Annotated in this window: 14 protein-coding genes and 1 pseudogene; 8 read left to right on the forward strand and 7 right to left on the reverse strand. The window is 67.2% G+C overall.

The window, feature by feature from the left end:
• The first annotated feature begins 88 nt into the window (after positions 1-88).
• Positions 89-4,231, forward strand: coding sequence for an alpha-(1->3)-arabinofuranosyltransferase (locus FOS14_RS25510; RefSeq protein ID WP_370512232.1), 4,143 nt, complete (start codon positions 89-91; stop codon positions 4,229-4,231).
• A gap of 23 nt (positions 4,232-4,254) precedes the next feature.
• Here the strand turns inward: FOS14_RS25510 and FOS14_RS13425 are convergent.
• Positions 4,255-5,379, reverse strand: a pseudogene (locus tag FOS14_RS13425) (acyltransferase family protein); the annotation flags it as partial.
• Positions 5,380-5,508: 129 nt separating this feature from the next.
• Between FOS14_RS13425 and FOS14_RS13430 the strand changes: the two are divergent.
• Entirely contained in the window at positions 5,509-6,720 is a 1,212-nt protein-coding gene (locus FOS14_RS13430) for a DUF3068 domain-containing protein (protein ID WP_143771276.1), read from the forward strand.
• Here FOS14_RS13430 and FOS14_RS13435 read toward each other — a convergent pair.
• Both FOS14_RS13435 and FOS14_RS13440 read right to left on the reverse strand, forming a co-directional pair.
• The gene (locus tag FOS14_RS13435) at positions 6,714-7,067 is read right to left on the reverse strand and encodes a type II toxin-antitoxin system VapC family toxin (protein WP_143771277.1); all 354 of its coding nucleotides are present in this window, start codon (positions 7,065-7,067) and stop codon (positions 6,714-6,716) included. The two genes, FOS14_RS13430 and FOS14_RS13435, sit on opposite strands and share 7 nt — an antisense overlap.
• A gap of 13 nt (positions 7,068-7,080) precedes the next feature.
• The gene (locus FOS14_RS13440; RefSeq protein ID WP_143771278.1) at positions 7,081-7,293 is read right to left on the reverse strand and encodes a type II toxin-antitoxin system CcdA family antitoxin; all 213 of its coding nucleotides are present in this window, start codon (positions 7,291-7,293) and stop codon (positions 7,081-7,083) included.
• Positions 7,294-7,520: 227 nt separating this feature from the next.
• On the opposite strand from FOS14_RS13440, the gene crcB reads away from it, so the two are divergent.
• Complete coding sequence (gene crcB / locus FOS14_RS13445) at positions 7,521-7,892, forward strand: fluoride efflux transporter CrcB (RefSeq protein WP_143771279.1); 372 nt, start codon at positions 7,521-7,523, stop codon at positions 7,890-7,892.
• A 12-nt stretch (positions 7,893-7,904) separates the two neighbouring features.
• Here crcB and FOS14_RS13450 read toward each other — a convergent pair whose 3' ends face one another.
• The gene (locus tag FOS14_RS13450) at positions 7,905-9,134 is read right to left on the reverse strand and encodes a polysaccharide biosynthesis protein (protein WP_185981761.1); all 1,230 of its coding nucleotides are present in this window, start codon (positions 9,132-9,134) and stop codon (positions 7,905-7,907) included.
• Between the two features lie 100 nt (positions 9,135-9,234).
• Between FOS14_RS13450 and FOS14_RS13455 the strand changes: the two genes are divergently transcribed.
• The gene (locus tag FOS14_RS13455) at positions 9,235-10,872 is read left to right on the forward strand and encodes a hypothetical protein (RefSeq protein WP_255450318.1); all 1,638 of its coding nucleotides are present in this window, start codon (positions 9,235-9,237) and stop codon (positions 10,870-10,872) included.
• On the opposite strand, the gene FOS14_RS13460 is transcribed toward FOS14_RS13455, so the two are convergent.
• Positions 10,780-11,991 carry a glycosyltransferase family 4 protein gene (locus FOS14_RS13460; RefSeq protein ID WP_143771280.1) on the reverse strand — a complete coding sequence of 404 codons (1,212 nt, stop codon included), beginning with the start codon at positions 11,989-11,991 and terminating at the stop codon, positions 10,780-10,782. The two genes, FOS14_RS13455 and FOS14_RS13460, sit on opposite strands and share 93 nt — an antisense overlap.
• An 85-nt stretch (positions 11,992-12,076) precedes the next feature.
• On the opposite strand from FOS14_RS13460, the gene FOS14_RS13465 reads away from it, so the two are divergent.
• Complete coding sequence (locus FOS14_RS13465) at positions 12,077-12,853, forward strand: class I SAM-dependent methyltransferase (protein WP_143771281.1); 777 nt, start codon at positions 12,077-12,079, stop codon at positions 12,851-12,853.
• Positions 12,854-12,856: 3 nt separating this feature from the next.
• Here the strand turns inward: FOS14_RS13465 and FOS14_RS13470 are convergent, their stop codons facing one another.
• A complete protein-coding gene (locus FOS14_RS13470; RefSeq protein WP_143771282.1) occupies positions 12,857-13,222 on the reverse strand; it encodes a DUF5313 family protein in 366 nt (121 codons plus the stop codon).
• Positions 13,223-13,411: 189 nt separating this feature from the next.
• Here FOS14_RS13470 and FOS14_RS13475 point away from each other — a divergent pair, with 189 nt between their 5' ends.
• The 3 genes from FOS14_RS13475 to FOS14_RS13485 are packed head-to-tail and all read left to right on the forward strand — an operon-like array spanning position 13,412 to position 17,152.
• Complete coding sequence (locus tag FOS14_RS13475; RefSeq protein ID WP_370512229.1) at positions 13,412-14,581, forward strand: phosphotransferase family protein; 1,170 nt, start codon at positions 13,412-13,414, stop codon at positions 14,579-14,581.
• 1 nt (position 14,582) lies between these two features.
• Positions 14,583-15,707: a hypothetical protein gene (locus tag FOS14_RS13480; protein ID WP_143771284.1), complete on the forward strand. Its 1,125-nt coding sequence runs from the start codon at positions 14,583-14,585 to the stop codon at positions 15,705-15,707.
• Positions 15,704-17,152, forward strand: coding sequence for an aldehyde dehydrogenase (locus FOS14_RS13485; protein ID WP_143771285.1), 1,449 nt, complete (start codon positions 15,704-15,706; stop codon positions 17,150-17,152). Before FOS14_RS13480 ends, FOS14_RS13485 begins: the two co-directional genes overlap by 4 nt.
• Before the next feature lies 1 nt (position 17,153).
• Here FOS14_RS13485 and FOS14_RS24750 read toward each other — a convergent pair.
• Positions 17,154-18,746: hypothetical protein (locus FOS14_RS24750; RefSeq protein WP_185981762.1), on the reverse strand; the 1,593-nt coding region annotated here is incomplete at its 5' end.

The following is an 18,746-nucleotide window of genomic DNA, read 5'->3' on the forward strand; positions in this document are numbered from 1 at the left end:
TGTCGTTTCGGTAGCTGCACCCGCGCCTGTCCTCGCGACTGCGCCTCTCGGTCGACGTTGGTTTTACGCGAGCCTTGCTGCGTGTTTTCTGCTGGCCTTCGGGCAGTCGCCCGGACTGATCGTCGCTGACACGAAATACGACCTGTCCCAAAACCCGATCGGTTTCCTCGCTCGCGCCGCGCACCTGTGGACCAGCCAGGCGACCTTTGGCCAGGTTCAGAACCAGGCTTACGGCTACTTCTTTCCACACGGCGCGTTCTTCGCGCTCGGGCAGGTGCTGGGAGTGCCGTCCTGGATCACCCAGCGAGTGTGGTGGGCGCTGCTGCTGTTCGCTGGATTCTGGGGAATCATCCGACTGGCGGAGGCGCTGAGCATCGGCAGCCGAGGTTCGCGGATTCTCGCGGCCGTTGTCTTTGTGCTGTCCCCGCGGGTGCTGACGACGCTGGGCTCGATCTCGTCGGAAACGCTGCCGATGATGCTGGCGCCGTGGGTGCTGCTGCCGGTAATCCGGGCGTTCGCGGAGCCGGAGCGTCCACTACGGGTCTACGCAGCGCGCAGCGCCGTTGCGGTCGGATTGATGGGCGCCGTCAATGCCGTCGCCACCCTGGCGGGCTGCCTGCCGGCGGTGATCTGGTGGGCGGCGCATCGCCCGAACCGTCGGTGGCTGCGGTTCACCGCCTGGTGGGCGCCCTGCGTTCTGCTCGCGACCGCGTGGTGGTTGGTGCCGCTGTTACTGCTCGGCAAGGTCAGTCCGCCGTTTCTGGACTACATCGAATCTTCGGGCGTGACCACCCAATGGGCGTCACTGATCGAGGTGTTGCGCGGCACCGATAGTTGGACGCCGTTCGTGTCCCCGGAACGCATCGCCGGGGCGGTGCTGGTCACTCAACCGGCGGCCGTGCTGGCGACGGGGGTGCTTGCAGGGGCGGGAATCGCGGGACTGGCCATGCGGGCGATGCCGGCGAAGGGGCGACTGGCCACAATCCTGTTCATCGGTCTGGCCGGGCTCACCGCCGGGTATGTCGGCGAACTGGGCTCCCCGATCGCGGACTCGGTGCGGCTGTTCCTCGACTCGGGCGGGGCCCCGCTGCGCAACGTGCACAAGCTCGAACCCTTGATCCGGTTGCCGTTGGTGCTCGGTCTGGCGCACCTTCTCGCGCGGGTGCCGTTGCCGGCGTCGGTGCCGTTTCGAACCTGGCGGCGCGCCTTCGCCCATCCGGAGCGCAACCCGATGGTGGCAGTCACCGGCCTCATCCTGGTGGCGCTTGCCATGGCGAGCGCGCTGGCCTGGACCGGGGCGCTCGCACCCCGCGGCGCGTACAAGCAGGTGCCCCAGTACTGGCAGGACGCGGCGAACTGGCTGCACGAGCACGCCAACGGGCAACGCGCGCTGGTCGTCCCCGGCGCGCCGTTCGGCAGCCAGGTGTGGGGCCTGACTCGCGACGAGCCGTTGCAGGCGCTGGCTTCGACGCCGTGGGCCGTGCGTGATGCCATTCCGCTCAACCCGCCCGGCACGATCCGGGCGATGGACTCGGTGCAGCGGTTGTTCGCCGATGGGCGTCCGTCCGCCGCGCTGGCTTCGACGCTGCTGCAGCAGGGCATCGGTTATCTCGTGGTGCGCAACGACCTGGACCCCGAGACTTCCCGCTCCGCTAGACCGATGCTGGTGCATCAAACACTGGACTACTCACCAGGTTTGGCGCAGGTAGCCACCTTCGGTGATCCCATTCGGCCGCGCCGCGGTGACGGGCTCGTCTACGACAGTGATTTGCGCCCCGCGTATCCGGCGATTCAGATCTACCGGGTCGGTCCCCCAGATGCCCGACCGTCGAACCCCTACACCGTGCCGCTGACGAGCGTTCCGGTGGTTCAGGGCGGTCCTGAGTCGCTCATTCAGGTGGATCCCCAAGGGCCAGTGATTCTTTCCGGTGACGCCTCGAATGCGGGTTTGCCGCTGCATGACCTGACTGTCACCGATACCCCGATGGACCGCGAGACCGACTTCGGCAAGGTCGACGATCACAATTCCGCCCTGCGCGCGCCCGGCGACCCGCGGCGGACGCACAACTTAGTGGCCGACTATCCGGTGTACGGCGAGCACCTCGTGGAAGGCCAGTGGAGCGGCGGCCGGGTCAGCGTGTCGAGTTCGGCGGCCGACGCGACGCAGCTCGGTGGCACTGCGCCCGGCGCCAGCGCCGCCGCCGCGGTGGACGGTGATCCGGCGACGGCGTGGCTCAGCAACGGCCTGGAAAGCGCTGTGGGGCAATGGCTGCGGATAGATCTCGATCATCCGATCAGCGCCGGTACGGTCACCGTGACCACGAGCGCGGCAGCGATCGGAACGCCGGTCAAATGGCTGGAGATCGAAACCGCCAACGGCTCGGCCGCGGCGCGAATTACGAAGCCGGGCAAGCCGGTCACGATTGCGTTGCCGGGCGGCCGCACCGGCTGGGTGCGCATCGTGGCAATGGCAACCGAAGACGGCTCTGCAGGCAGCCAATTCGGCATCAGCGAGGTAGCAGTCACCGACTTCTCACATCGCGACCACCCAGCACCCGTCCCGATCCGGTTCCGAACCGTGCTGCCGCCGACCCCGCCGGGCGCCACCGTCGCCGGATGGCTGCTCGCACAGGAATTGCCCGGTCGCCCAGCGTGTTACGACTCCCCTGATCGAGTGCGCTGCAACAACGGGTTGGCGTTGGCGCCGGAGGACATCGGAACCTTTCAGCGCACGTTGTCAGTTCCCGCGTCGACATCGGTGACCCCGCAGTTGACGGTGCGACCCCGGCAAGGGCCGGACCTGGAGGCGTTGCTCACCCAGCCGCGGCAACCCGTCGCCCGCGGGCAGGCGGATGTGGGCGACCCGCGCGGGTCGGCGCTGGCCGCCACCGACGGTGACCCCCGAACTTCTTGGACTGCACCACAATCTGTGGTGACGAAGCCGGGCGCGGCGCTGCCCACGCTAACCATCGAGCTGCCCGAACCAGTCACCGTCACCGGCCTGCGCGTGACACCGAGCAAGGGCATGCTGCCGGCGCACCCGACCGAAATTTCGGTGAACCTCGGGGACGGACCCCAGCTGCGCAAGGTCGACGCTGGACGAATCACGCTGCACCCGCACCGCACTGACCGTATCGAGTTGAGCCTGGTCAGTTGGAAGCCCGTGCTCGATCAGACACTGCTCGGCTTCACCCAGGTCGACCCGCCCGGTCTCGCGGAAGTCCAGGTGCTCGGACCGGGCGGGAAAGCAATTGGGACACAGTCGGACCCGAACCGGACGGTGACCATCGACTGCGCGCACGGCCCGGTCGTGCAGCTCGGCGGTCGTCAGGTGCACACAAGTGTCACGGGAACTGTCAGTCAATTTCGTTCCGGTGCACCCCTTCCGGCGCGGGCCTGTGAGACCCCCCCGGTCCCGATGCCGGCTGGGCAGGTCGATGCAACGGTGCTGCCCGGCCCGTTGTTCACCGTGGATACGCTGCGGCTCGGCGCTGAGTCCGGCCCGGCGCCACCGGTGAAAACCTTTCCGGGCGTTGGCGTCTGGTCGGAAGACCATCGCGAACTCACGGTTGCCGGCAGCGATACCGAGCGGCTGTTGACCGTGCCGCAGAGCACGAACCCGGGCTGGCATGCTGTGGGTCCGGATGGTCGTTCGCTGAAAGCTGTCGTCGTCAACGGCTGGCAGCAGGGCTGGCTGCTGCCAGCCGGGACGGCGGGCACGGTGACGCTGACGTACCCACTCGATCGCTGGTACCGGGCGGGGATCTTCGGCGGTCTCGTTCTGTTGTTGCCGTTGGCGCTGCTGGCGCTGGTCCGGGCAACCGGCGGTGCTGATGCGGATTCCGGTCCGCGTCCGTGGCGCAGCCGCGTGCTCGGCCTGATCGGCATCTGCGGTGTCGCCACCATCATTTCCGGGGTGGCGGGTCTCGTTGTCGCGGTGCTCATTGCCGCTATCGCTGCGGTATGGCGGCGCCCGGGGGTGTTGCCGGTGGTCGCGGGCGCGGGGGTCGTGGTGTCGGCGGCCGTGCTGTCGAAGGGGCCCTGGCGCGCGCCCGACGGCTACCTCGGGCACTCGCTGTGGGCTCAGCTGCCAGCGTTGATTGCCGTGGTGGCGGTGGGTGTCGCCGCACTTCCGGGAGCGTCGGTGCTGCCGAGGTTGGGTCCACCGATCCGTCGGTTGCTCTCCCACCGCTTGACGGCTCGGCGCACCGGTTCTTCGACCAACGCGTAGCTGGCCGAAGCCACCGGGATGGACAGCGCGACGGTCGCGACCAGCACGAAAACGAACGAGCCGTTGAACGGGATGATCCCGAAAACCGGAAAGACGGCGGCCAGCACCGCAAGGTGCCAAATGAAGATGCCGTAGGACCACCGGCCGATCGCCAGGCACAGCGGAGATTCGAGAATGCGATGCGTGCGGCGGGTTTCAGTGTCGTTGAGAATCAGTGGCGCTAGCAGCGCGAACCCGAGGATTGCGCCCAACAAGATCTTGACCGAAAACTGCCACGGCTCCGGATGCGTCAACCCGGCCGGGCCGGCCAGGTCGGTGGCGGACAGCAGAAACGCGACAACGGCGGTCGCTGCCATGTATCGCCGGTTGCCGGCGATCCGGCTGATGCGGCGCGCGTCGGTGGCGGCCAATTCGGCCAACAGCATTCCAGCGATGAACCAGGGCAGATAGCCGGGCAGCCAGTTGTCGGAGTGGATGGCGTCGGGGGTGGGGATCGGAATGAACGCCCAGCCGAGGCTGGCCGCAGCCAGGCCCATGAGTGCGGGGATGCGCCAGCGGGCCCGTCCGTCGCGTAGATACAGCAGCGCCACCGCAAGCACCGGCAGCGCTATGTAGAACGCGACCTCGACGGACAGGCTCCACATCTGCGTCAACCCGTTGGTGAGGGTGAGCGGCACGAACACCTGCACAAGCGACAGGTTTGCTGCCCACACCCGCCAGCCGGAACCGGCGCCGGGCAGCAGCGCCAGCACGATGCACACGACCACCCAGTACGCGGGCAGGATGCGGGCCGCGCGGTTGATCCAGTACCGCGACAGCGACGGCGGCGCGCTGAGCCGCCGCGCGGCAAGTGCGTGTCCCCGCCACAGCAGGAATCCCGACAGGGCGAAGAAGACGGCGACAGCCATGTCGAAGCGTTCCCAGACGCGTCCGATGACCGGGGTCGCGGTCGCGCCGGTCTGAAAGGCGACGTGCGTCAGCAGCACGCCCAGCGCGGCGAACCCGCGCATGCCCTCGAGCGCGGGAACGAAGCCGCGTGATGTGGGCGTGGCGGGAGCGGAGCCTGCGGAGTGACCAGAAGGTGCGGGAGCGGAGCCCGCGGAGTGACCAGAAGGTGGGGGTGCGGCGTGCGGTGCGGTGCTGACCATCTCAACCAGTGTGCCTAGCACCGCAACGACGCGCGCCTCGCGGGCACGTACACCAGAGGTATCCCGACAGACTGTTACTGTCTGCCAGACGCGGTATGTGTGGTCGAGCTTGGGAGTAAAGGAGAACTCATGGCAGCGCGCTCCGGGCGTTCTGGGTCCCAGCGGACACTGGCCCAGACCGGGTCCAAACGGGTGCTGGCCTTGGTTCTGGTTGCGCTCGGCGCATTGCTCATCGCCGCCGCGCTGATGATTGCCTTCTTCATGAAGCCCCGGCTCGAAAAGACGCCGCTGTCCTTGGAAGTCACCACCGTTTCGACCACGAAGTCGGCGGACACGATTGTGCCCGAGTCGATTACCTCGCCCACCGGCGCCGCGCAGGTCGACCACAACGTCCCCGTCGTGGTGCAGACGTTCATCACGGTCGAAGACCCCTCCGATGCGAACAAGATGACCCTGCAGGCGGGAACCACGACGCGCCGGACCGACAAGCAGGGTGACACCGGCCTGCTCGACGCCACGGTCGACCGGGTGACCATTGACCGTAAGACCGGGATGCCGGTCGACGACCCGGTCGGGACTATTCAGACCGAGGGCAACGCCCCCGGCGCCGAGGTGCAGCACACCGGGCTGCAGTACCGCTTCCCGTTCGGCACCGAGGAGAAGAGCTACCCGTTCTTCGATGTCGATGCCCGCCAGTCGTTCCCGATCAACTTTGTCGAGAAGGCCGAAATCAACGGTCTGCCCGTCTATCACTTCGCCCAGAAGATCGCCCCGGTGGACATGTCCACGGTGCCGGGTGTCGTCGGCGGCAAGCTGGCGCTCCCCGCCGAGAAGTGGGGCGTCGCGGGCGGTCCGCAGATCGTGACGATGACGCGCTGGTACGCCAACGACCGCGACCTCTGGGTGGAGCCGAAGACCGGCACCATCGTCAAGGAGACGGACAACGAGAATCAGTACTTCGCGCGCACCGCGGACAAGCCGGAAGTGACGTTGTTCAAGGCCAACCTGTCCTACGACGAGAACACGATCGAAGCGCAGATCAGCAAGGCCAAAGACGGCATCGACAAGCTGTCGCTGTATGGCCGCATCATCCCGATCGTGGTCGGCATCATCGGTGCGATTCTGCTGATCGTCGGCGTGCTGCTCGGCTTCCGCGGTGGTAGTACTGACCGGCCCGCCGCTCGGCGCCGCCCGGCCCCGTCCGGAACTCCGCAGTCCACCGCTACTCCGCCGCGGCCGGCACCGGCGGCACCGCAGGCGGAGCGGCCCCAGACTAGCCGGGATTGGACCACCGACAAGACCGAGGAGATCCCGGTCCACCGCGAGGAACCGCCTCAGTAGGCGCTGATTATCGGTGCGCCGAGGCGGTCGGCGAGCGCTGTGTACAAGGCTTCGCTGACGCGCACCGTTGGTTGCTGTTCCCATGCGCTGGACAGCAACTCGGGTATCGCATGACGGGTCATCGGCAATCGTGCCGCGGCCACCAGTGCGGCTGCAACGTCGTCGGTGCTGAGGTGACCCGTCCGGTTCAGATGGGTGAGCGCCGCGAATACCTCGGCGTCGAGGTGTGCCGGTGCGTGTAGCTGGGCGTTGCGCAGCCTATCGAGAGTCTCCCAGTCGATGTCTGTTCCTACGAGCAACTGGAGCACTACGGACGCGTCGACCACGACAATGTTCTCCATGATCATCGGTTCTCCATGATCAGCGCTCTCCGCGAACGGCGTCGAGTGCGGCGAGTAGATCCGCTTGAGCGACGCGCTTGCTCGGGTCCGGCAGTTGCTCAAGCCATCTCGACATAGCGTGGCGCGCAAGGGAGTTGATGATTGCCTGCTGCGTGAGCGCCGAGATATTGAGTCCTTCAGCGCGCGCGTCCGCAGCTAAGTCATCCGGGAGATAGACATTCAATCTGGCCATACACACATGCATACACACACCGAAAGGTCGGTCGGCTTACCGGGTATACACACATATGTACACACAGGGAGTAGTCTGTGGCCTCCGCCGACTATCCACACGCATATACACACATGCGAAACCTGGTTAGGGTGACTCGTTGGCGCACCCGAGGCGGAGGGACATCAAGTGTTCAGGCACGATCGACGGGAGCTGCCGGCCATGGTGCGACGCGTCCGAGTGCGCACATGATCACAACGGCCCTGGTATGGCTCGGCGTCGTCATAGCGGGTGGGGTGGGAGCAGTCGCGCGCTTTCTGGTCGACCGCGCCGTGACCGGATACTTTGCCCGTCCGTTCCCGTATGGCACGTTCGTGGTCAACATCTCCGGCGCCGTCATTCTCGGATTCGTGAGCGGGTTGTCGCTGGGTCACAATGCGGCGCTGATCGCCGGCACCGCGGCCGTCGGTTCCTACACCACTTTTTCCACCTGGATGCTGGAATCGCACCGCCTTGCCGAGGAGCGGCAACTTGGCCTGTCCGCGGCCAACATCGTGTGCAGCGTCATCCTCGGCGTCGCCGCGGCACTGTTGGGCCAGACTCTCGCGACGATGCTGTGAACGCCGAAAGCATCAAGTTCGACGCAGCGCGGCGATACCGCGGGACCCGGATGGCGCGACACCGCTACGAGTACCGGCCAACGCGAGCGCACAGACAACCGTCGTCGTGACCAGCGCGGTGCTCACGGCCGTCGCAATCAGCTCGCCCACGGTGCGGGCGACGGCCAGCATCACAGCTATCTCCACCGCGAGCCCCAGCCATGCAACGAGAGCCAATCGAGTCCGCTCCCCCGCGATCGCGGCCAACAGCGCACCTTGCAGGATGGTCAACAGCGCACCGTTGGCGGCGAAGGCCCACAGCAGGCCCTGCACCGGCGCGTAGGCATCACCGACGATGAACGGCAGCAGGGGTGCGCCGACGGCTGCCGCGGCCACCGTCACCGCGCCGAGGCCACCCAGAATCGCCAAAGCGGATCTCAACGCCCGCGCCGATTCCTGCGGATGCGCCATCCGCGGATACAGCACCACGCCTACCGCTTGGGGCAGCCAGAACGCGACTTTGGTCACCACCGCCCCGGCGGCGTAGCGGCTGGCGCTTTCCCCTTCGAGCACGATCCGCGCGATCATCACGTCTACCGAGGACAGGGCGATCAACGCGAGCTGAACTTGCGACGCCATCAGCACCGAACGCACCGTCGTGGTGATTGCGACCGTCACCGCATCCGGCGAACCCACATAGCGGCGGGCGCCGACGGTGACGGCAAAGCTGCCCACCGCGCTGGCGATCAGCGCGACGGCGGAGCCCGCGCCGAGACCGAGCGCCACCACCGCCGGTGCGATCCGGCCGACGCCCGCCAGCGCGAGGAGTACCGCGAGCTCCCGGAAGCGTCCGCTGCCCTGCAACAGGCCCTGCTCGCCGCTGAGCACCACCAAAACCGGCGCGGCCAGCAGCGCGCCGGCGGTGGCCAGCACACCCGCATGCAGGATCACCGACAGTACGGGCACCAGCAGCGCGGCCAGTACCGCGACCAGTCCCGCACACCGCAGCGTCAACCGGCGCAGCGCCTCGAGCTGCTGCCCACGCACAACCTCCCTGGCGACGACGGTCTGCAAAGCCAGCGCGGGCACACAAAGCACCAGCTGCGCGGCCAGCAGGCTCGCGAATTCGCTGTACCCGGAGACGCCGAGCCAGCGGCTGGCCAGCACGTAGAGCAGGTAGCCGCCCGCATTCGCGGTAATCGCCCCGACCGTCACCCAAGTCATCCCGGTGACGGCGGAACGGGAATCCGCGGATACGGCCATTCGCCCATGATGCCCGGTGCCCGCGTACTGTGCCCACGTGCGTTCCCGCCTCACCGCCGCCATACCGGCCGCCTACAGCGCGCTGCTGGCCGCGGTGATCATGGGACCGCTGTTCGGGCCCGGCTACCTGCTGCTGCGCGACGCAGTGAGCACTCCACGCTCGTATCTGACCGACGCCGCGCTCGGCCTGTCCGATGCCGCCCCGCGTGCGGTTCCGCAGGACGCGGTGCTGGCCGTGTTGTCCGCGGTCGTCGACGGCGGGCTCGTGGTGAAGGTGCTGCTTTTCGGCGCGCTGTGGTTGGCGGGTTGGGGTGCGGCCATGCTGGCCCGGGCGCTGCTCAATGCCGGTACGGGCGCGCAGTTGGTGGCTGCGACCGTGGCCGTGTGGAACCCGTACGTCGCCGAGCGGCTGCTGCAAGGGCATTGGAGCCTATTGCTTGGGTACGCCGCGCTGCCGTGGACGGTTTGCGCCGCAATGCAGATTCGGGACGGATCCGCCTGGACTGGCTGGGGCGGGCTCGCGCTGTGTCTGTCCGTCGCGGGTTTGACGCCGACCGGTCTGCTGCTGGCGGTGATCGTTGCGGTGGTGACGCTTCGCACGCCGAAATCTGTGGCCGGCGCCCTCGCGTTGGCGGTCCTCGCCGCCGCGCCCTGGTTGGTCGCAACGGCTGTGTCGGGCGCTGGCTCCTACTCCGACCCGGCCGGGGTGCGGGCGTTTGCCGCGCGCGCCGAACCGGGGTTGGGAACGCTGGGCAGTCTGGCCGGGCTGGGCGGAATCTGGGACGGCGACGCGGTGCCGAGTTCCCGGACCAGTCTCTTCGCGCTCGTCTCCACGGTGCTGCTCCTCGCCGTGATTGCGCTGGGCGCGCGGGCTGCCCTAAGAGCTCCCAACGGCTCCGCGCTTGCCGTGCTCGCCGCGGTGGCGATCGTGGTGCCGGCATTGGCCGCGACCGGGCCGGGGCTCGCGGTGATGCGGTGGGGGGTTGCGCACGTGCCGGGTTTCGGGCTGTTGCGCGACACCCAGAAGTGGGTCGCGCTGGCCGTCCCGTTCTACGCGTTGGCAGCCGCGGCCGGGGCGAGGTGGCTGTCGGGCATCCTCGGCCGCGTCGGTGTGGCGGTGCCGATAGTCGTGTTGTTCGCCGCGTTGCCGGATCTTGGTTGGGGCGTCGCGGGAGCGCTGCGCCCGGTGCATTACCCGGCGTCGTGGCAGCTTGTCGCCGCGGATATCGATGGCCCCGGCGATATCGCGGTGCTACCGGGCGGGATGTTCCGCCGCTTTCCGTACAGCGGCGGCGCGGCGGTCCTCGACCCGGCGCCGCGCATCTTGCCCCGCGACGTTTTGCAAACCGGTGCGCTGACGGTCGGCGGGCACACCGTGGCCGGCGAGAACGAGCGGGCCGAACAGGTGGAAACGGCTCTGCTGCAAGGGCGTCCGGCGAACGATCTGGCGCAGCGAGGGGTCGGTTGGGTGCTGGTCGAGCGTGACTCCCCCGGCCCGCGCGGCGACAGCCAGCAGACCCTGAGCGGACTCACGACCGTGTACTCCGACGATCACCTTGCGCTGTACCGGGTTCCGAATCCGGTCGCCTTGCCGGGCAAACCGCGGTGGCTCGGGTTCGCCGCGCACGCGGTCTGGGTGGCGGTGCTAGCTGGCGGCGCGGTGGCCCTCGTCATCGGCGGTCTCGGCAGCGCTGGGCTCCGGCGCGATCAGCCCCGACCGGTAGGTGCCCGCGACTGACGACGCGAGAACCTCGTAAACGCCGTCGGCGCATTGCGCCCAGGAGAATTCGTTGGAACGCACCCGCGCCTTCTCGCCCAGCACGGTCCGCGTTTCGTGGTCGAGCAGCAGCGTTTCGACGGCGTCCGCAAGTCCGTCGACGTCTTCCACCAGGACGCCGGTGACTCCGTCGATGATCGAATCGGTAAGACCGCGCGAACTGCGGTAGCCGACCGTCGGCACGCCGTGCTGGGCGGCCTCGATGACGGCGAGTCCCCAGCCTTCCTTGCGGGACGGCAGCACATGCACCCAGGACTGCGCCAGCAACTCGTGCTTACGCTGTTCGCTCACATGCCCGTGGAAGGTCACGGCGTCGGCAATGCCCAGGGTCGCAGCGTGTTTGGCAAGATTCTCCGCCCACCAGCCATCGCCGACGACGTCGAGGCGGACCTCCGGAATACGCCGGCGCAGTACCGCAAGGACCTCCAGCGCATCCTCGATCTGCTTGTGCGGGACCAGCCGGGACAGCACGACGATGCTCGGATGCGCAGTGCGCGTGGCCGCCGAACCACTGCCTACTTCGGCCGGAATCGGTTGGGCGCCATTGCGAACCACTGCGACTCGATGGCGATCGACGCCGAGCCCGGCAAGTTCCTCGGCCGACGGCAGCGACACCGTCAGGTATTGGTTGCGGCGGTGTGCCCGTGGCGACAACCGCGACTCGACCCACCAGCCGATCCGTCCCACCAGCTTGCCCGCGACCGGCCATTGCTCTCGGTGGCCGTGATGGACGAGCACGGTCACCGGTGCGCCCGCGACGGCGCGCGCGAAGAATGGAATGCCGTTCTGCGTGTCGATGACCGCATCTGGGCGCAGGTGCCCGAGGGGACCGATCCCGAGCCGGCCGAGCGCGATGGCCGCGAGCGCGCGCGGGTAGACGGTGTAGCGGCCACCGCCGCGACTGATCTCGACGCCTGCCGAGTGTTCCCGCTTCGGTGCCCCGGCGTAGCGGGCCGTGCGGAGCGTGACCCGCACTCCCCGCGCCGCGAGGTGCGCGCCCACCTGCTCGAGGTAGCGCTCGCTGCCGCCGCCTTGCGGATGGCCGGTGTCGCGCCAGCACAGCAGCAGCACCTCGCGCACGCGTCACCTCCCTCCACAACTGAGTGCCCACCCTAACGGCTCCGGTCCGCGGCGCTGCGCAACGCTGCCGTTAAGGTGGCAATCCGTGCCCGTCGCGACTGCCCGTTTCGCCAAGCGTGCGACGCTGCGGCGTGCGCTGCGACTGCTGACGGACTTCTCCCACGAGCAGTCCAACCCCGCACTGTTTTACGGGCGTCTCGCCGCCGACACCGCGGAAATGGTCGCGGATCTGTATGCGGGTACCACCGGGGCGGACCTGGACGGTGCGCTCGTCCTCGACGTGGGTGGGGGCCCGGGCTACTTCGCGCGCGAGTTTGCCGACCGCGGCGCGCGCTATGTCCCGGTGGAGCCGGATCCGTCGGAAATGCACGCGGCCGGACTACAGGTCCATGGTGCGGTACGGGGTTCCGGGATGGCGTTACCTTTTCGGGACGGCGCGGTGGACGTCTGTTTCTCGTCGAACGTTGCCGAGCACATCTGCGATCCATGGCTGATGGCCGCGGAGATGTTGCGGGTCACCCGCCCGGGTGGGTTGATGGTCTTGTCCTACACCGTGTGGCTGGGCCCGTTCGGCGGGCATGAAACCGGGCCGTGGCATTACCTGGGCGGTGAGCGGGCTGCCCGTCGATACCGGCGCAAACACGGTCGCGAGCCGAAGAACCGGTTTGGGACGTCGTTGTTCGCCGTTCGTGCGGCGGACGGAATGCGTTGGGCGCGAGGTGTTTCCGAGTCGGAACGGGCGGTCGTGCTGGGCACGTTTCCGCGCTACCACCCGCGCTGGGCGTGGTGGTTGGTACGCGTGCCGGGGCTGCGGGAGTTGCTGGTCAGCAACCTCGTGGTCGTCGCATCGCCGACTCGGTGAGCGCTATTGGTGTCCGTACCTGAATTGGTAGAGGTCCCGCTCACGGGAGGAGAACTTCGGTTTGTCGGCCAGGTGCGGGTCTAGGCCGTGCCTGGCTAGGCGATAACGGCGCCAGACGTAGCTGAGCGCCACCGTGAAGACGACCAACGGGACGATCATCATCACGATCATGCCGATCTTGAGGATCATCGGCCCAGGAAAGAGCAGGACCAAGCAGAAGAACGGAATGATCGGCAACACGAAGCGGGCCAGGTACCGTTCGTTGGCGCCGTGGCCAACAAGGTCGTACTGCACCCACTCATTCAAATCCGGCGGAAGCGTGCGGCCGGCATAGTACGCGAGCCGCTGCGTCATTGTGGGCTTTTTCATGGATTAACGTTACCGCTTTACGCGCGGGTTTAGTGGGGGTATTTTGGCGAACCGCGATTCTTGGAGTTGTGACGCCGGACCTCGCGGGGATTGACACAGGTTCTACATCGTCTCGATGCACGGAAAAACTAGTTCTGGACTAGATTTCTGTAACGTGTTTTAGTTGACTCTAACGGCTAACCGCATCCGTTGGGAGTTCGCTTGAGCACCGCACCGGTCGATGACCCGGACCGACACCTCGCGCAGGTCGCGCGGCCAAGCGAGTCGATTCGTGACCCGGAGTTGCTGCGCGACCGTCTGCAGGCGTGGCTCGAGACCAGACTGGATCCCGCCGCCGAACCGCTGGTCGAGGAGGTGCATCCGCCGACCGGAAACGGGATGTCCAGCGAGACAATTCTGCTCGATGCGTCATGGTGCACGGACGCGCAGCGCAGTTCGCATCCGCTGGTCGTGCGGGTGGCACCGGATTCCGCCGCCATGCCGATCTTTCCGTTCTACAACATGCGAACCCAATTCGACATGATGCGGACGGTGGCTGAGTGCACCAGAGTTCCGGTGCCCGAGGTGTATTGGCACGAACCCGACCCGGCTGCACTGGGTGGCGAGTTCTTTGTCATGCGGCGCGTCGACGGGCAGATCCCGCCCGATGTCATGCCGTACAACTTCGGTTCCTGGGTGACCGAGGCCAGCGATGCCGAGCGCGCCGTACTCGAGTCCGCCACCGTTCGGGTCTTAACCCAGTTGCATGCTGCCCCGACGAGTCGGTTCGGGTTTCTGGGTGACGCGACGCGAACGGCGCAGGAAGCGTTGCGGGACCATGTGGCGGAGCAGCGCGCATACTACGAGTGGACCGTCGCCGCCTCGCCGCGTTCCCCGCTTATCGAGCGTTGCTTCGACGCATTGGCACAAGCCCTACCCGCCGATGCGCGGCCCTGTGTGGTGTCGTGGGGCGACGCGCGGATCGGTAACGTCATCTACCGGGAGTTCACGCCGGTGGCGGTTCTCGACTGGGAGATGGCCGCGCAGGCGCCGCGGGAGATGGATCTTGGCTGGATGATCTTCCTGCACAGGTTCTTCGAAGATATTGCCGCCGCGGCGGGCTTGCCGGGATTGCCCGGGTTCCTGCGTCGCGAGAGGGTGGCGGATACCTACGAGTCGCTCACCGGTGCGGCAGTGCGCGACCTCGACTGGTACACGATGTATGCGGCGCTGCGCCACGCGATCGTAATGTTCCGTGTGCAAAGCCGGGCAATACATTTCGGCCAGGCGAGCGCGCCCGATAATCCGGACGACATGATCATGCATCGAGCGACGTTGGAATCGATGCTGGCCGGCGAGTACTGGGACGGGCTGGACTGAGATGCTGTCCCAATTCGACGACTACCCGATCCATCAAGTGGCCCAACCGATCCGACAGGTCGCCACGTCGGACCGCAACTTTTATGACCGGTACTACTTCAACTGCTATTCACCCGAGGCGGACCTCTTTCTGATAGTCGGACTCGGGCAGTACCCGAATCTGGGTGTGGCAGACGGGTTTGCGGTGGCTCGGCGCGGTGACGACCACATCGTGGTGCGGGTCTCCAAGGCGCTCGGCGCCGACCGTGCCGATACGGCGGTTGGTCCACTGCGGGTGGAGGTGGTCGAAGGATTGCGGGTGCTGCGGGTCGTGCTCGAACCCGGAAATGGTGATGTGGCTTTTGATCTCACCTTCACCGGGAACATGCCCGCGCACGAGGAAGCACGGCACCACCGCCGTCATCTCGAGCGCGTCGTCATCGACACGACGCGTTTCGTCCAGACCGGAACCTGGACGGGCACTGTGGAGATCGACGGCGAATCGCGTGCGGTGGCGGGCTGGCGTGGCAACCGCGACCGATCGTGGGGTATCCGCCCGGTGGGTGAGGCCGAACCGCCGGGGCGACGGGCAGCCGCGGGCCTGCAGAACTTCTTCTGGATCTACGCGGTGATGCAGTTCGACGACTTCTCGGTGTTCACGATCATGCAGGAGGACGAGCGGGGCAGACGGATTGTCGAGGAGGCAGTGCGGATTTGGCCGGACGCAGACCGGGAACCGGAATGGCTGGGCCGGTCCGAGCATCGGCTCGAATTCGCGCCCGGCACTCGTGACGTGACCGCCGCGACCCTGTGCTTCCGCAAGCCCTCCGGTGATGTGGAGGTCCGCTGCAGTCTGCGGTTGGCGAACTACATCGGGATAGACACCGGATACGGGCTGGAACCGGACTGGCGCCACGGCATGTGGCAGGGCGATCTGGTGGTGCAGAGTCGACGCAAGCGGGTGTCGTCGATCGACCCGGGCCTGCGCCTGTTTTGCCCGGTCGACCATCTCGCCGATTTCGAGTGGCGCGAGGATGGGCGGATTTCTTATGGCACGGGGCTTTTCGAGGTCGGTGTCATCGGCCCACACGACAGATACGGATTTACCAGCTTCACCGATACGGCCAAGGGAGTAAGTGAGAAATGACCGATTACGACAAGCTTTTCATCGGCGGCCAGTGGACCGATCCATCCAGTGATGAACGGTTGGACGTCTTTTCACCCGCCACACTGGAGCGGGTCGGGAGCGTGCCTGTCGCCGGTCGGGCAGACATTGATAAGGCCGTGCGCATAGCCCGGGATGCATTCGATTCCGGTTCGTGGCCACGCACGGCAGTGGCGGATCGGGCCGCGGTGCTGACGCGGGTGGCGGGTCTGCTGGAGCAGCGCAGCGCCGAGATTCAGCAGGTGTTGTCCGCCGAAATGGGTGCCCCGCCAGCGGGAATCAACATGATGCAGCAGATTCCATCGGTGGCAACGCTGAACTATTTCGCCGGCCTCGCGGATCGATTCCCGTGGGAGGAAACGCGCCACGGTGCGTTCGGGCAGTCGAAGGTCACGCGCGAGCCCGTCGGGGTGGTTGCGGCTGTCATCGCCTGGAATGTGCCGCTGTTCCTGGCCGTCAACAAGCTCGCGCCTGCTCTGTTGGCCGGGTGTTCCGTGTTGCTCAAGCCGGCGCCGGAAACGCCGCTGATCACCAATCTGGTGGCAGACATCTTTGCCGAGGCCGGTTTGCCGGAGGGCGTGCTGTCGGTACTGCCCGGTGGCAGTGAGACCGGGGAGTACCTGGTGTCGCACTCCGGTGTCGACAAGGTGACCTTTACCGGCAGCACCGCCGTGGGCCGGCGGATCGGCGAGATTGCGGGACGCCAGCTGAAGCGTTGCTCGCTCGAGTTGGGCGGCAAGTCTGCGGCGATTCTCTTGGAGGACATGGACGTTGCCGCCACCATGCCGATGCTGATCATGTCCGGGCTGATGAACTCGGGGCAGGCATGCGTTGGTCAGACGAGGGTGCTCGCGCCGCGGTCCCGGTACCAAGAAATTCTGGATGCGATGGTGCAGTTCGCAGGCTTTATGCCGATGGGCATGCCTGATGACCCGGCCGCTCAACTAGGGCCGTTGATCAGCGAGAAGCAGCGCGACCGGGTCGAGGGCTACATCGCAAAGGGCCGCGAGGAGGGAGCTCGGGTGGTGCTCGGCGGTGGCAGGCCGGCGGGTCTCGACACGGGCTGGTTCGTGGAGCCGACAATCTTTGCCGACGTGGACAATTCGATGACCATCGCTCGCGAAGAGATCTTTGGGCCGGTTATCTGCGTCATTCCCTACGACTCCGTCGACGAGGCGATCAAGATCGCCAACGACTCCGACTACGGGCTGGCGGGTTCGGTGTATACGACCGACATCGAGCGCGGCCTGGACGTGGCCGCACGGGTACGTACCGGGACTCTGGCGATCAACTGGTACGCCTTCGACCCGGGTTCGCCGTTCGGCGGATACAAGAATTCCGGCATTGGCCGCGAGAGTGGGCCCGAGGGGCTCGACGCCTTCTGTGAGCAGAAGTCGGTGCTGATGCCCCCGGGTTATAGCTCGTGAATCAGAACGGTGGTGGTTCGTCGTCGGGTTCGGGTGGGGGTTTTTGTTTGAGTGGTCCGTTGCCGATGGTGGGGGTGAGTTGTTGTGGTGGAGCGGTGATTCCGGCTCCGGCGGGCAGGGTGAGGTAGGTGTCGCCGTAGCTGTTGGTCCAGGCGATGACGGCGCCGGGCAGCATGCGGGCGTGCCAGAGTTTCATGGTTTTGAGCATGTGGTGCTGCAGGCATAGTGCTTGCAGGTTGGTCACGGTGGTCAGCCCACCGGCTAGGGGGTTGTCGTGGCGGAAGGGCTCGACGTGGTCGAGTTGACAGGCCGCGGCGGGGCGGCGGCAGCCGGGGAAGCGGCAGTGCCGGTCGCGGGCGCGCACGATGGCGGCGGTGTCGGCGTCGGGCCGGTAGATCAACGCGCGTGGGGGTGGTGGCCCGCCGCCGGTGCCGGGTGCGGTGGTGAGCAGGTGGGGGTTGTCGGCCAGGGCGCGGGTGATCAGCTCGGTGAGCCCGGCGGTGCCCAGCACCGGCGCGGCGGGGGTGGTGAACGCGGTGACGGTGCCGGGGTCGGGCAGCCAGCCGGCGCGGTGGCGGGTGCCGCGGGCGTGGAAGATGCTGCCGGCCAACCGGTTGATCGCCGCGGCCAACTGCGTCGACGGTGTCGGTGGGTGATCGGGCAGGTCGGCGGCGGCGGAGTCGGGCGGCGCCGAGTCGGTGACCGCGTCCTCGAGGCGGGCTTCGGCGGGCGGGTCGTCGGTGTCCGGCGTTTCGGGCTCGTCACCCGAATCTGCCGGCTCGTCACCTGCGCCGGAATCGCCGTCAGCGTTGTCACCACCCTCACCGAGGTTGACGACCGCACCGTCGTGGCCGGTGATCTCGGGATCTACCAGCACGGCGTCGAGGTTCGCCGCTGATTCGTCGGCACCCGCAGACTGCTGCTGCTCACCGGAATCGGCGTGTTCGACAAGATAGTCGGAATCAGCGCGACCGTTCTCGACACCCGCGGTGTCGTCGGTGTCGGTGTCGTCCTGGTCGCGCTCGTCGTCGGTGTCGGCGGTGTCGGTGCTGATGAGGCCGAGTTGGGTGGCCAGGTCGTAGGCCTGGGTGAGCATGGCCTGCCAGGTGCCGTCGCTGGCGAGTTGGCGGGCCAACTCGGCGTCGATGGGTCCGTGCCCGTGTAGGTAGGCGGGGTTGGACAGCAGCCCGAGCAGGGTGGCCACGTCGATGCTGATCTGCACCAGGGGTTTACGTCGCAGGCTCGGCACGGGTTGGCCGGCCACCGCGCAATCGTCGCGCCCGCAGGTACAGGCCAGGGCGGTTTCGCCGTGCATGATGGCGGTGAACGCGTCGGCGAGGCGGTATTGGCGGGCGCGGCGGTCATACCGGCACACGGTGTCGGCGACCTCGCACACCCGCTGCCAGGCGGCTTCGGCTTCGTCGGGTTCCAGATCCACCTGCAACCGGGCCATGTCACCGAGGGCGCGTTTGCTGATCTTGCGGAACATCTTCGTGTCGGCGCGCAGTTCGGCGTATTCGTCGGGGGCGGTGCGCATCAAGATGGCGTCGATCTCGCTGCCCAACGGCCCCGGCGACAGGGTGCGGGCGGCGGC

It is taken from the genome of Skermania sp. ID1734, from assembly GCF_007489285.1.
Classification (GTDB): Bacteria; Actinomycetota; Actinomycetes; order Mycobacteriales; family Mycobacteriaceae; genus ID1734.